Source organism: Lignipirellula cremea (assembly GCF_056501455.1).
The window spans coordinates 2,655,462-2,668,479 of record NZ_CM151415.1; the positions used below are offsets into that span (position 1 = coordinate 2,655,462).

At 65.0% G+C, this 13,018-nt stretch carries 17 protein-coding genes; 9 read left to right on the forward strand and 8 right to left on the reverse strand.

The window, feature by feature from the left end; all coding sequences use genetic code 11:
• The first annotated feature begins 243 nt into the window (after positions 1-243).
• On the forward strand, positions 244-402 hold the full coding sequence (locus SH602x_RS10410) for a hypothetical protein (RefSeq protein ID WP_479476726.1): 159 nt from the start codon (positions 244-246) through the stop codon (positions 400-402).
• Here the strand turns inward: SH602x_RS10410 and SH602x_RS10415 are convergent.
• The 3 genes from SH602x_RS10415 to SH602x_RS10425 all read right to left on the reverse strand — a co-directional run bounded on the left by SH602x_RS10415 (position 393) and on the right by SH602x_RS10425 (position 2,095).
• Entirely contained in the window at positions 393-557 is a 165-nt protein-coding gene (locus tag SH602x_RS10415; RefSeq protein WP_479476727.1) for a hypothetical protein, read from the reverse strand. The two genes, SH602x_RS10410 and SH602x_RS10415, sit on opposite strands and share 10 nt — an antisense overlap.
• 70 nt (positions 558-627) lie before the next feature.
• Positions 628-1,413, reverse strand: coding sequence for a hypothetical protein (locus SH602x_RS10420; RefSeq protein WP_479476728.1), 786 nt, complete (start codon positions 1,411-1,413; stop codon positions 628-630).
• Between the two features lie 214 nt (positions 1,414-1,627).
• A complete protein-coding gene (locus tag SH602x_RS10425; RefSeq protein WP_479476729.1) occupies positions 1,628-2,095 on the reverse strand; it encodes an SRPBCC family protein in 468 nt (155 codons plus the stop codon).
• 176 nt (positions 2,096-2,271) lie between these two features.
• On the opposite strand from SH602x_RS10425, the gene SH602x_RS10430 reads away from it, so the two are divergent.
• Together SH602x_RS10430 and SH602x_RS10435 are read left to right on the forward strand one after the other, a co-directional pair.
• A complete protein-coding gene (locus tag SH602x_RS10430; protein ID WP_479476730.1) occupies positions 2,272-2,622 on the forward strand; it encodes a hypothetical protein in 351 nt (116 codons plus the stop codon).
• 95 nt (positions 2,623-2,717) lie between these two features.
• Complete coding sequence (locus tag SH602x_RS10435; protein WP_479476731.1) at positions 2,718-3,752, forward strand: ThiF family adenylyltransferase; 1,035 nt, start codon at positions 2,718-2,720, stop codon at positions 3,750-3,752.
• A gap of 178 nt (positions 3,753-3,930) precedes the next feature.
• Here the strand turns inward: SH602x_RS10435 and SH602x_RS10440 are convergent, their stop codons facing one another.
• The 5 genes from SH602x_RS10440 to SH602x_RS10460 all read right to left on the reverse strand — a co-directional run bounded on the left by SH602x_RS10440 (position 3,931) and on the right by SH602x_RS10460 (position 10,082).
• Positions 3,931-4,422 (reverse strand): 6-pyruvoyl trahydropterin synthase family protein, encoded by a 492-nt coding sequence (locus SH602x_RS10440; RefSeq protein WP_479476732.1) that lies wholly within the window; start codon positions 4,420-4,422, stop codon positions 3,931-3,933.
• Positions 4,423-4,675: 253 nt separating this feature from the next.
• The gene (locus SH602x_RS10445) at positions 4,676-5,566 is read right to left on the reverse strand and encodes a triphosphoribosyl-dephospho-CoA synthase (protein ID WP_479476733.1); all 891 of its coding nucleotides are present in this window, start codon (positions 5,564-5,566) and stop codon (positions 4,676-4,678) included.
• Positions 5,566-6,522 (reverse strand): alpha/beta fold hydrolase, encoded by a 957-nt coding sequence (locus SH602x_RS10450; RefSeq protein ID WP_479476734.1) that lies wholly within the window; start codon positions 6,520-6,522, stop codon positions 5,566-5,568. Before SH602x_RS10450 ends, SH602x_RS10445 begins: the two co-directional genes overlap by 1 nt.
• 275 nt (positions 6,523-6,797) lie before the next feature.
• On the reverse strand, positions 6,798-9,038 hold the full coding sequence (glgB, locus tag SH602x_RS10455) for a 1,4-alpha-glucan branching protein GlgB (RefSeq protein WP_479476735.1): 2,241 nt from the start codon (positions 9,036-9,038) through the stop codon (positions 6,798-6,800).
• Between the two features lie 312 nt (positions 9,039-9,350).
• Positions 9,351-10,082: an RNase H family protein gene (locus SH602x_RS10460; protein WP_479476736.1), complete on the reverse strand. Its 732-nt coding sequence runs from the start codon at positions 10,080-10,082 to the stop codon at positions 9,351-9,353.
• Positions 10,083-10,401: 319 nt separating this feature from the next.
• On the opposite strand from SH602x_RS10460, the gene SH602x_RS10465 reads away from it, so the two are divergent.
• The 6 genes from SH602x_RS10465 to SH602x_RS10490 all read left to right on the forward strand — a co-directional run bounded on the left by SH602x_RS10465 (position 10,402) and on the right by SH602x_RS10490 (position 12,961).
• A complete protein-coding gene (locus SH602x_RS10465) occupies positions 10,402-11,082 on the forward strand; it encodes a hypothetical protein (protein ID WP_479476737.1) in 681 nt (226 codons plus the stop codon).
• A gap of 15 nt (positions 11,083-11,097) precedes the next feature.
• A complete protein-coding gene (locus SH602x_RS10470; RefSeq protein WP_479476738.1) occupies positions 11,098-11,388 on the forward strand; it encodes a hypothetical protein in 291 nt (96 codons plus the stop codon).
• Between the two features lie 46 nt (positions 11,389-11,434).
• A complete protein-coding gene (locus SH602x_RS10475; RefSeq protein ID WP_479476739.1) occupies positions 11,435-11,719 on the forward strand; it encodes a hypothetical protein in 285 nt (94 codons plus the stop codon).
• Positions 11,720-11,732: 13 nt separating this feature from the next.
• Positions 11,733-12,020, forward strand: a complete 288-nt coding sequence (locus tag SH602x_RS10480; RefSeq protein WP_479476740.1) for a hypothetical protein — start codon at positions 11,733-11,735, stop codon at positions 12,018-12,020.
• Between the two features lie 14 nt (positions 12,021-12,034).
• On the forward strand, positions 12,035-12,334 hold the full coding sequence (locus tag SH602x_RS10485) for a hypothetical protein (RefSeq protein WP_479476741.1): 300 nt from the start codon (positions 12,035-12,037) through the stop codon (positions 12,332-12,334).
• 165 nt (positions 12,335-12,499) lie between these two features.
• A complete protein-coding gene (locus SH602x_RS10490; RefSeq protein WP_479476742.1) occupies positions 12,500-12,961 on the forward strand; it encodes a hypothetical protein in 462 nt (153 codons plus the stop codon).
• Positions 12,962-13,018: the final 57 nt, after the last annotated feature.

Sequence of the window (13,018 nt, forward strand, 5' to 3'; positions counted from 1 at the left end):
TGGGCTGCTTTAGTCTCATCGCAGCCTACGTCCTGGCGTTGACCATCTACCTCATCGCGCGGTCCTAGTTTGACCGGCGACTCAGTCAGGGCTGCGGCCCGACCCTGCTTGCCGCACGCTGCGGCCCCTTGCGGTCAAGAGTCTCATCCTGAGATTAGCCGCTATCGGAGGCGATAGATGCTAACGCGTGCAATAGGGCCAACCCGACGCGACTTGCGTTCGAATGCGGCCCTTGGGGTCGGGATGTTCCTCGCGTACTACAACTTCGTCTGGCGTACGCGGAACACCGACAAGAGCGGCATGGCCGGGAAGCTACGTCCGACGGCTGCGATGATGGCCGGGGTGACGGATCGGCTCTGGAAGTTCGACGATCTATACTCAGAGGCGATAAACTACGGCTGAGGCCCGGGAAACAGCTTCAACGCCACCGAATAGATGCCGACGATGGTGCAGAACAGCCCCAACCCAATTACCGCCACGGCGGCGAACAATTCCCCGCTCCTGTCGGGCGGCAGCTTCCGTGGAGGAACATTCGTTTGATCGAAGGGGTTGGTCATGCTTCTAGCCTAGCGTGACCTAACGCGACATTCAAACTTAGCCCACTACCGTCGTTTCGCTCGTTCGCCGTCAGTTCGACGAAAGCTCCGGCAGTTCCATTTCGGGCATCTCGATCGCCGGCGTTTCGACGGGAGCTGCTTCGACCGATTCGGCGCCCAGCGTCGGCAGTTCCATCTTCGGCTCGATCTGCGATGCAGGCTGCGAATCGGCGGCCTTTCGGAGCGAATCCTGCACCGGAGCGGTCTCCGGTTCCTCGATCCGTCCGTCGACGATCGGGCCGGCGGGATGAATGACGGGCTGCTGCACGTCATCGATTTCGGAGCCGTTCCGCTGGCCGCCGCCGAGCGCCTTGATCGCGGCGTTCACGAAGAAGAAGGGCGTTTCGACGCTCTTGCTCTGCGAGTCGTTCGATTCGGCGGCAGATTCCGCAGGCGCAAGTATCGGCGGGAGGAAGGTCTTCGTCTGACAAGACTTCGCCGACGTCTGCTTCGACGCGAAAGTAGCGCTCGACTGCTCACGGAGCTTGCCTGCGGCAGCGTCGGCGAGAGCTTCCGAAAGCCAGGCCGGGGAAGCGGGAATGTCGCCGTCCGCATGCACGGCGGCGGTCGCTTCGCGGTACCACTCCGCCGCCTGTTCCTGGCGAACAGTCAGATCGTCTTCGTTCGTCGCGGCCAAACCGATGCGGAGATCGTCGTCGGCTGCGCGAAGCTGCTGGTACCGCTCGCGGTCTTCGCGGCAGCGGTTGTACGACTCGATGCGGAACGCCCGGGCGGCGGCTTCGACTTCGGCGCCTTGCGAGGGAGCGATCGGCGACGCGGCGACGACGCAGAGAGAAAGAACGAAAGCGAAGTGCATGGCGGGACCGTGACTCGGAGAAGCGCCGGCCGGGGCCGACGCGAGATCAGGGCGGACCTCGACCGCGAGGATCCGCTCGTCTCAACCGATAGGTCACGCGGGGACGGGGTCAAACCGCGGCGTCCGGCGACGCATGGCGGGAGACGAGTGCGCCGGTCCGGGCCGCTCGAAAATGACGATCGTGCGGCCTGCGCCGCCCGAAGGAACGCCCCAATCAGCCCCCGCCTTCCGCGAAGATCTCCCGCGTCCGCTGCTCGCGAAAGTCGAAGATTCGCTGCAGGGTCCGGCGGATGAACGCCCGGTGGAGGACCCCGCCGAGGGGGCCGTAACCGATGGCGTACTCCACCCGATCCCGCATGAGCGTCTGACGCGGGCCGGTCTCTTCGAACGTGTGTTCGTGCCGCCACAGGGCGTACGGTCCGCGAAGCTGCAGGTCGACGAAGCGGTGCGGCGGGTCGTACAGGCTGATCTCCGTCTTCCAAGTCATTGGCGCCCCGAACAGCCGGATGCGGTAGTCGATGACCGCCCCCTGCCGCATCTCGATCGGCAGCGGGGTCAGAATCTGGAATCGCAGAAACTCGGGCACCAGTTCCTTCAGATTCGCCGCGTCCTGAAAGAACGGAAAGACCTCCGCCAGCGGTCGGTCGATCGTCTGCTCCCGTTCCAGCAGATAGGTCTTCATCGATGGCTTCCCGTTCGATCAGCGTTTTGGTCGATGCTGTGTCGAAGTACCGCGAACGACGTTCCCTCCGTCACGGCGACGCATGGCCTGTATGGCCGAAGCCCTGCCTACATCGGCGCCGGCTGCCGGAATAGGATGAGACGTCCCCGTTCGCGAACCAGAGCTCGCCGACCCGTATGCACGAACCGACGCCCATTCAGGCCCGACAGATCGAAGGGAACGCGATCCGGGCGACGCTGGCCATTCGCATCGTGCGGTCGGAGGGAACGGCGCCGACGGGGCGACGTTATCGGGGAGAAGTTTACGGACCGCTGGCGAGCGACCGGACGACGTTGCCCGCGAGCTATCGCGTGCCGGAGTTTTCCGACGAAGAAGAGGCGCGGGCGGTCGTCACCGATCCCTGCTTCTGGTCGCCCGCCGCGCCGCTGGAATACGAGATCGTCCTGACGCCGATCGGCGACGACGGCGAAGCGAGCGACACGCTCCGTCGTATGATTCGCCTTCGCCCGCGAAGCGAGCTGACATGATCCCGTAGGGCTGACGCCCTCGCCTGCCACGATACCGGCAACCAGCTTCGATGGCAGGCGAGGGCGCCAGCCCTACATATTTCGAATCCGTTCCCATGACCGATTCTTCCGAACGCCATTCACGACAGGTCCGCTTCGCTCCGATCGGCGAAGCGGGGCAGCGGCGACTCGCGGCCGCGCGGGTGACGCTGGTGGGAGCGGGCGCGCTGGGGTCGGTACTGGCCAACGTGCTCGTCCGCGCGGGGGTCGGCTACCTGCGGCTGATCGACCGGGACTTTCTCGACCTGTCGAATCTGCAGCGGCAGGTTCTGTACGACGAAGCTGACGTCGCGAGCGGCCTGCCCAAGGCTGTCGTCGCCGCGAACAAGCTCCGCGCGATCGACTCCTCGGTCACGATCGATCCACACGTGAAGGACGTCGACGCGACGAACGTCGAGGCCTTCGTCGAAGGCGCCGACCTGATCCTCGACGGAACGGATAACTTCGAGATCCGTTACCTGCTCAACGACGTCGCCGTGAAACGGGGCGTGCCGTGGGTCTTCGCCGGATGCCTCGGCGCGTCGGGGCAGGGGATGGTGGTGCGACCGGGTCAGACGCCCTGCCTGCGATGCGTGCTGCCCGATCCGCCGGAAGCCGGCGCGGGAGAGACCTGCGACTCGGCGGGTATCCTCGCGACGGCCATCCAGTTCGTCGCGGCCTGGCAGGCGAACGAGGCGCTGAAGATCCTTTCCGGCAACGCCGCGGCCTGCTCGCCCGATCTGTTCACGTTCGACCTGTGGGACAACCGCGTCCACTCGATGCGCGTCGCGCATCTGCTGGGCCAGGTCGATTGTCCCTGCTGTCAGCGGAAGCAGTTCGACTGGCTCGCCGGCGATCGGACCAGTCACGCCGCGATCCTCTGCGGTCGCAACGCCGTGCAACTGAACTTCGCCGGCAAGGCGAATCTGTCGCTGGCCGATCTCGCCGCGCGGCTGGCCCCGCTCGGAGAAGTCCGCTCGAACCCCTACCTGCTGCGTTTCACCGTCAGCGACCGGACGCTCACCCTCTTCCCTGACGGCCGCGCCATCGTGCAGGGAACGGAGGATCCCGCGGAAGCGCGGACGCTGTATGCGAGGTATGTGGGAGCGTGAGGTTTCTCGGGTCTAGAGTTCAGGCACGGCTTCTTCGGGTGGCACTGGCTCTGCCAGTGTGCATCGGGAAGAGGCCGCTCCCGATAGTCCAATCGAGCGAGGATTCGACACTGGCAGAGCCAGTGCCACCCGAAGGAGCATCCGACCACGACGACGGGGCGAACCCAAAGAAGAGACATCAGCCGAGTCGCTTCTCCCATACGCCCCACTGCTCGTGGTTCTCGTCGACCTTCACGACGAGGGAGGCGGGTTGCCAGTTCATCTCGGCCTGCCACTGCGCGAGGAGCCGTTCGCCGATCCACTTGGCGAGCAGCTCGGCGGTGGTCTGCTGGAGGTCCATCAGGACGCAGTCGTCGATCGGGAAGACCCACCGGCGGCCCTCGAACCGGGCGACGATTTCGCCGTTCTCCTGGGCGACGTGGATCATCGGATGCTGCGTCGGCAGCAGGACGTGATGGTCAAGCTCGACGAGGATCTTCTTCAGCCCGTCACGCAGGGCGATGAAGTCGACGACGTAGGCGTTCTCGTCCAGCGGCCCTTCGACCGTCACGCGGACGCGATAGTTGTGGCCGTGAATCCGCTCGCAGATGTTCTTGTTGAACGTGATGAAGTGCGCGGCTGCGAAGACATGGTCTTCCTTGCCGAGTTCCACGAAGAAGCGTTCGGACATGAGGGACGGGGGGAAAGAGGTTCCGGCCTGGTCACGGAGAGAGTCCGTGTGCCATGGCTGGCTTGTCCAGCCGTGCTTCGAAGCGAGGTCAAAGCAGGATCATCATTCGATCGTACATGATCTCGCGGCGCCGCTTCGTACGACGAGCCCGTCACGAATCGAAACCATTCGAGGAGTCCGGCACGGCTGGGCAAGCCAGCCATGGCACACGGGTCAAATGTGCCGCGGTCTTCGAACTCGATGGTCGAGTCGCTCAATGCCAGGGGGGCGGGATCAGGCCGTCGCGAAGGCCGGCGAACAGGCTGGCCGCGACTAGGTCGGCGGTCGTGCCGGGGTTGCGGCGGTTGTCGTGGCTGCGCATCCAGAAGTCGAGGTCGTGGATCGCGCGATGATACGCTTCTCCGCCGATCGGGTCGGCGTCGATGGCTCGCCGCGCGATGATCTTCGCCTTCTCCGACGTCTCGACGCCCGCTTTCCGCGCGATGAGCGAGTCGCCCCGTTTCGAGATCGACGCCACATGGGCATGCACGATGCGGTCGGTCAGGCGAAACGATTCGGGTAGACCGTCGCCGATCAGGTCGGGCAGCAACTCGTCGAAAACGGTCTCGTATCCGTGGGCGTACTGGTAGGCGATCGCATCGCGATCGGCGGCAGCTTCCATCGCGTCGAGCAATCGCGGCGGCGCCGCTTCGTGCACGTCGAACTCGTCGACGCGACCGATTCCGCCCGGTTCGACCAGCCGGATCGCCTCGTAGATCAGCCGGCTGTCGTCCGCCGTCAGGTTCGCGAGGATCGTCTGCACGCCTTCGCGCAGCGGCTGGCCGCGCGGGACGGCGGCGAGCGGCGCGAGCAGCAGGATGATGCCCAGGTTCGCGTTCGTCCGGACGCAGCCGCGGGTCGCGTGGACGGCGGCCTGCACGGCTCCGCCGACTCCGTCCGAGGCGTAGGCGAGAGGTTCCGAGATCGCGACCGCCGAGGCGAGAAAGTCGACGAACGAGAGATCCTCGAAGTCGCTGCCGCGGTGGACGTTGCCCGGCTTCGGCGCCGTGCATTCCAAAATGCAGGCGAGCGTCACGCACTGCCGCAGCGACAGATGCGGCGAATCGCCGTTCGAGGGACCATGCGTCGTTTCGATCATCGTCATCAGGCGCTCGCTCCCGCGGTCGGGGCACGCTCGCCCGGGAGCGGATGCCGTTCGATGAACGATTGCAGGAACTCGAGCGTCGCGTCGCGGCCTTCTTCCATGACGTAGTGCCCGACGTCGCTGAGCGGCAGCGTTTCGGCGTGCGGCCAGGCCTGCTGAAACCGCGACAGGCACTCGGGCGTGAAGCACCAGTCCCGCATGCCCCAGATGAGCCCGATCGGCTTGTCCTTGAGCGTGACGAGGTCCCGTTCGAGCTGCGTCAACGTCGCATGCGTCGGATGCGATGGCGACATCGGGATATCCTTCACGAAGCCGACGATCCCGACGCGATTGCCGGGCGAATCGTACGGCGCGAGCAGCCCCGCCTTCGCCGCGGGCGTGAGGGACCCGGCGCGCTCGACCGCCATCCGCGTCGCGGCGACGGCGAACAGGTTCAGATGCCGCATGCCCCAGCTTCCCAGGATGGGAAAGCGACACATCCGGATCCGCAGCGGCACGTAGGGAGGCGGAAAAGCGCCCGTGTTCAGCAGTACGATCCGTGCGAAGCGATCAGGCGCGGCGACGGCGGCGGAGAGACCGATCGCGCCTCCCCAGTCATGCGCGACGAGCGTAATCCCGCGGAGGTCGAGTCGCTCGATCAGATCAAGCAGGTTGTCGCGATGCCGCGCGAGCGTGTAATCGTACTGCTGCGGCTTGTCCGAAAGCCCCATCCCGAGATGATCGGGCACGACCACGCGATGCGACTCGCGAAAGCGGCTGACGATCGACCGCCAGTAGAAGGACCACGTCGGGTTGCCGTGAACGGCCAGAATCGGCGGGCCCGACTCGCTCGGCGCGTGCTCAGAATCCGACGAAGGTCGCTGGAACTCGTCGAGGTAATGCAGGCGATGCGTCCCCAGGTCGAGCCAGTTCGACGCGAAGGGATACTCGCTCTTCCAACGCGAACTCTCAGGCATCCCGAATCCCGACGGCGTGCGAAAGCGCCGTTCCGGCAATCGATTCCGGGGTCAGCGGCGACGCGTCAATCGTACGCGCCCGCCGGTCATGTGGCGAGCGGGGGAGGTTAATCCCCCCGGTTCTTGTAGGGCAGGCGCCCCGCCTGCCATCGGAGCGGCAAGAAGCGTCATGGCAGGCGGGGCGCCTGCCCTACGGGAATCCTGCCGTCGCGCCGGAAACACGGAGTGCTTACACCCTCCGCTCGCCGTTCGAAACTCTGAGATCGACTTCGCGACTACCGCTCCGGCTTGAACATCACCAGTCCGAGCGGGGGGAGCGAAAACTCGAGCGAGTGTTCACGACCGTGCCAGGGGAGCGGCTGCGAATCGCGTGCGCCGGCGTTGCCGACGTTCGACCCGTCATAGTGGTGCGAATCGCTGTTGAAGATCTCGCGATAGCGGCCTGCCGCGGGCAGACCGATGCGATGGTTCAGCCGGGGGACCGGCGTGAAGTTCGCACAGACGATCACGAAGTCGTCGGGGTTCTTCGCCTTCCGCATCCAGGCCAGGGAGCTCTCCTCCCAGTTCATGCAGTCGATCCACTCGAAGCCCTGGCCCTTGAAGTCGACCTCGTGCAGGGCGGGCTCAGCGCGATAGACCTTGTTGAGATCGGCGCAGAGACTCTGGATGCCGCGGTGGGTCGGCCACTCCAGCAGGTTCCACTCGATTTCGCTCTCTTCGCTCCACTCCCGCCACATCCCGATCTCGTTCCCCATGAAGTGGAGCTTCTTCCCGGGGTGGGCCCACATGTACGAATAGAGCAGGCGGAGATTGGCGAACTTCTGCCAGAGGTCGCCCGGCATCTGGTCGAGGAGCGACTTCTTGCCGTGCACGACTTCGTCATGCGACAGCGGCAGCATGAAGTTCTCGGAGAAGGCGTAGATCAGGCTGAACGTCAGCGAGTTCTGGTGGTAGCGGCGATGGATCGGATCCTCCGCGAAGTACCGCAGGGTGTCGTTCATCCACCCCATGTTCCACTTGATCGAGAAGCCCAGCCCGCCGTGGCTGGTCATCCGCGTGACGCCGTCCCACGACGTCGATTCCTCGGCGATCGTGAGCGTGCCGGGGAAGTGGGCGTGCGTCTGTTCGTTGAACTGGCGGAGGAAATGGATCGCCTCCATGTTCTCCCGACCGCCATGTTCGTTCGGGATCCACTCGTCGTGCTTGCGCGAGTAATCGAGGTAGAGCATCGAGGCGACCGCGTCGACGCGGAGGCCGTCGATGTGGTACTTCTCGATCCAGAACAGAGCGTTCGAGACCAGGAAGTTACGGACCTCGTTGCGTCCGTAGTTGAAGATCATCGTCCCCCAGTCGGGGTGCTCGCCCTTGCGGGGATCTTCGTGCTCGTAGAGGCCCGTGCCGTCGAAGCGTCGCAGGCCGTGGGCGTCCTTCGGGAAGTGCGCGGGCACCCAGTCGACGATCACGCCGATGCCGTTCTGATGGCAGTGATCGACGAAGAATTTGAAGTCGTCCGGCGAGCCGTACCGCGACGTCGCGGCGTAATAGCCAACCGTCTGATAGCCCCAGCTTCCCGTGAAGGGATGCTCGCTGACGGGCATCAGTTCCAGGTGGGTGTAGCCCATCCGCTTGCAGTAATCGACGAGCTGCCGGGCCAGTTCGCGATAGTCGATCCAGCCGTTCTCGCGCTCCCAGTCCTTCTTCCAGCTTCCGAGGTGAACCTCGTAGACGCTGATCGGCTTGTCGAGCGCCTGACGCTCGGCCCGGTTGTCGACCCAGTCGCCGTCGTTCCACTGGTATTGCTCGTGATCCCAGACGATCGACGCCGTGCGCGGGGGCAGCTCCGCGGCGAAGCCGTAGGGGTCGGACTTCTCGACCGTTTCGCCCCACGCGGTCCGGACGGCGAACTTGTACTTCGCGCCCGCCTTCATTTCAGGAATGAAGATTTCCCAGACGCCGCTGGGGACCCGCTTCTGCAGGGGATGCGCGAGCGGGTTCCAGCCGTTGAAGTCGCCGACGACGGAGACGCCCGCTGCGTTCGGCGCCCAGGTGGCGAAGTTGACGCCCGGGACGCCGTCGACGACGCGGAGCTGAGCGCCCAGCTTGTCGTAGATGCGCCAGTGCTGGCCTTCGCCGAACAGGTAGAGATCGTATTCAGTCAGCATCGGTGCGAAGGCGTAGGGGTCGCGAACCTGCCGCGTCTTGCCGGACTCTCCGGCGACGCGAAGCTGGTAATCGGCAGCGGTACGAATCATGGCGGGACAAAGAGCCTCGAAGAGGCCGGCTGGATGGATGCGACGCATCGGACGTCGGGCCTCGCCCGGGCTTTCGACCCAGGCTTGTCCGACGCCCGGCAGCCAGGCGCGAACGGCGACCGCCGCGTCTGAATCGTCGCCGGACTTGCTGGACTCGCCGCGCGACGATCTCTGAAGAGGATGAACGCCCAGGACGTCATGCGGACGCTCGCAGACGCCTTCGATCAACGCTCCCACGCTCTGCAGCCGGACTTGCGTTCGCACTTCGCTTCTCTCCCCGCTGGACGATCCCGACCTCGCTGAGCCCTGATGACGGGACGGGCTCTTGCGACCGAATGACGCTTCGCTCCGTGCAGCGACGTCAGTCGCGTGCGGAACGGAACTTAGATCGACCGGTCGCGGACGGGACGCGGCAAGGGCAGAGGAGATTTCGCATCGTGCAGACTCTGCGGCTTCTGTGGCAGTTTAACGGACGAAGCGGGTCAGCCAAGCGTTTCGACTGGAGAGAAACGCGCTCTCGCTCCGGCGTCGGGATCCCTTTCTTCGAACGACGTGAAGTACGGCTCGCGAAGGAACCTACGCCCGCTTCCGTCGCGGCGGATCGACGGGGGCGCCGTCCTCCGCCGGAGCGGTCACGAGGGATCGCATTCGCTCCCAATAACTCGGCGACTCCGGCGCTTCCGCTTCGACCGGCTTCGTCGCCGCCGCGGACGCCGGGGACGCCGCGGTCGCGATGCGGGCCGCCATGCGGGGTTGCTTGCGCTTCAGGAACTGCGGCGCCCGGACGGCGGCTCGATACGGATCGACTTCTGGCGTTTTCGGCGCGACGAATGTCGATGCGAAGCCCGTCGACGCCGCGTTCGTCGCCGAAGCGACGGGGACCGCGATGTGGGGAGCGGGCGCTTCGCTCGCGTCGAGGCGCCAGGTCCGGCACTGCACGATATGAAACTGCAACGCCCGGTCGACGCGGCGCCAGAGATCTTCGTTCGTGACGCTGGTCATCTGGCCGAACGTCTCCCAGCGCCAGTTATTCTGGCGCCAGAGTTCGAGCCCCTCGGAGAATCCCCGGCGGACGTACCAACTCATCGTGAGCAGCGTCACCCGCGAAGGACCCTCCAGCGCCTCCAGGCCGCGAACGACGGCCAGCAGGTTCAGCCGGTCGAGCCGCGCGTCGTCGTCGACGTCTTCGGCTTCGATCCGGTCGGCGCCGTCGAGCGATTCCAGAGCGAAGCGCCAGCGACCCGCGCCGCAGCGAACGTGCTCTTCGACGTTGGCCTCCGCGAACAGCAGATAATGGGGTCGCTCCATGGTCGGCCTCCCGCTGATCCTCGAATTGCGAACGTGACGCGTCACTCTCCGACGCGTGTTTCTCGACTGGGCAATTCTGCGCGTGCTGGCGGGTCGTGCGGCAAGTCCTGCCGGAAAGCTTTCCGGAATCCGTCGAATCTGCTACGAAGACGGAAAGATTCGCCGGTCGCGTCGAGCGGAACGCATCGCGATTTTTTCCTCAAGTTCCCGTCGCTTCGACGAAGATAAAGCGCCCCCGGCGGACGACCGTCGTTCGTCGGACACTCTTCTCGGCCGCAGTCTGCGACTCACCGTCGACGCTCTTCGATCTCCCATCGTCATGTCTTTCTCCAGCGATCCGCCGAACGAACGGAACGACGACGACGTTCCGGCGATGTGGATCGAACGGACGGAAGAGCCGCCGGTTCGGGAGGCGATTCCGCATGACGTTCCGCCCCGGTCCGGAACGCTGGAACCCGGACTCGCGACCGACCTGAAGGAAGAGTTCGCGGCGCTCTGCCAGGGTTTCGCCCGGATGACGGGGCGTTCGACCGCCGAGTATCAGGTCCCCAAGCGTTTCGGCATGGGGCCCCTGATGGGGATGATGCTCCTCTATTCCCTGATCTTCGCCGGCTTGCGGTGGATCGACGCCTACCACTGGGTCTATCTGTTCCTGGGACTGCTCGGCGTGGTGATCGGCTTCGGCCAGATGCAGGGCGAATCGAGTCCCCGCTTCAGTTCCATCCTGACCGGCGCGCTCGCGCTGCCTGGCTGTCTGCTCGCCTTCTTCGCGTTCCTCGGATACATGCAGGGGGGCGTCGGGTTCTGGGATCTGCTCGGCGCGGCCTGCGTGGCGTTCGCGGCGTTCTTCGTCGGCGGATTCGTCGGCTACATCGTCGGGACGGTGCTCGCAGGCGTCTTCCTCGTCGGCGATCAGGCGGAACAGGCCTTCTATCGCTGGACCGGACAGACGACCGCCGACGTCAGCGACAACGACGCTTCGCACGGAGCCCCGGCGTAGACAGGGACCATCGGCATGAGCGAGCGAAGCGTCGAGGGGATCGATCGTGAGGAACTTGACGCCTCGATCGCGCCGCCGGCGGATGGCAGAGACGGCGGATCGTTCGCCGGATGCCTGATCGTGTCGCTCGTGATCCTTCTGCCGGCGCTGCTTTACTTCGGCTTCTTCGGAATCCTGCTGCTCGACGCGTTCGTATTGAATACGAACTACTTCACGCCAGAGCACGTCTCTGCCGAGGTTATCTACGGAATTGAAGTGGTCTATGCGCCGCTGATTTACCTGGTGCGATGGGCGATGGAAATGTAGCGAGCCGGCGACATGCATGGCGCCGGCGTAAGCAGGAATGAAGTTCATGAGCGAGCGAAACGTCGACCGTCTCGATCGCGAGGAACTTGACGCCTCGATCGCGCCGCCGGCGGATGGCAGAGACGGCGGATCGCTCGCCGGATGCCTGGTCGTCTCGCTCGTGCTGGTCCTGCCGGCGTTGCTTTACTTCGGGCTGTTCGGGGCGATCCTGCTCGACGAACTCGTCTTCGAGGCGAACTTGTTCATGGAGAACGTACCGGAGGAGGGCATCGAGGTCCTGCGCGTCATCTACGCGCCCCTCATCTGGCTGTTCGACCAGTTCGACGGCTGACGGAGAACCGCCGATGCCCCGTGCGCCGAGTCAACCTTCTTCCGAATCGCCGGACGACCTCCAGGTTCTTTCCGACGCTCGGCGAAGCGCCGGAAAGAACGACGCGACTGGTTGTCTGTTCGTCGCGATCCTACTCATCCTGCCGGCGGTTCTTTACTTCGGCTTCTTCGCCGTGGTCGTGCTTGAGGAAATGTTCGTCGGTTCGGGATGGTTTCGGGAGAATCTGCCCAAGCCGGCCGGTCGATTCCTGCAGACGATGTATACGCCTCTGTTCTGGCTGATGGATCAAGTCGACGGGTGATGGAGTAGCGGCCTATGTCCGAACCGCCTGTCGAGTCGTCGTCTCACTATCCGTCCGACGTCGAGGTTCCCGCGGCGATCCGCCGAACAGGATCAGAAACGAAGTACGCGACGGGCTGTCTCCTCGCGGCGATCTTCCTCCTCGGTCCCGCGCTCGCTTATTTCGGGTTCTTCGGGCTGATTCTGATCGACGAGCTGGTTCTGAATACGCGATACCTGAGCCAGGAGAACCTGCCGCCGCAGGTGGTCGACGGGCTCGTGATCATCTACGCGCCGCTGATCTATCTGACCCGCTGCGCGCTCGGCATCGAATGAAAAGTCGAAGCGACTCTCGAACTCTTCGCGATCGATCTGCTTGACGGTCGCGTAACGGAGGGGCATAGTTCAGGCGGCCGTCTGCCGCCGACATGATCGTCAGCGGCGGACGCCTCTCCCCCGCCCGCTTCGCTGACCGACGCTTTCGGAAGGATTCCAGAAGCCGTGCCACAAGTCGCCGCGCTCGTCGTTCGTCAGAGTTCGTCCCGCTGCCAGGCTGCCGCGGAGGAACTGCGCGCCTGCGGATTCGACGCGACGGAGGCGCTCTCGATCGAGGCGGGGCTCGCGCTGCTCGCGGAGCGGTCGTTCGACCTGGTCCTGTGCGACGCCGAAGAGCGTTCCGCTGCTCAGCGGCCCGTCTGGCAATGCGTGCTGGCGACGACTGTTCGCCGGGAGACGATCGTGGCCCTGCTCGGCCCGACCAACTCGCACCTCGAAATGCTCGCCGCCTGCGAGGGTTCCCGCCTCGCGATTCTCTCCTCCGGGGAATCGGAAAGCCTCTCGCGCCGAGCCAGCGACATCCTGCTCCAGCGCAGCGGCCTGGTCGCGACGCTGCACGACGTCGAAGGCCTCGCCGCGCCCCGCTTCGCGGAGAGCCGCGTTCACGACCGCGAGTTCGCGAACTGAACTCGCCGCGGAAGGGGACGCCCCTCCGTCACGCGTTCGCCGGAACTGCGGGCGGCG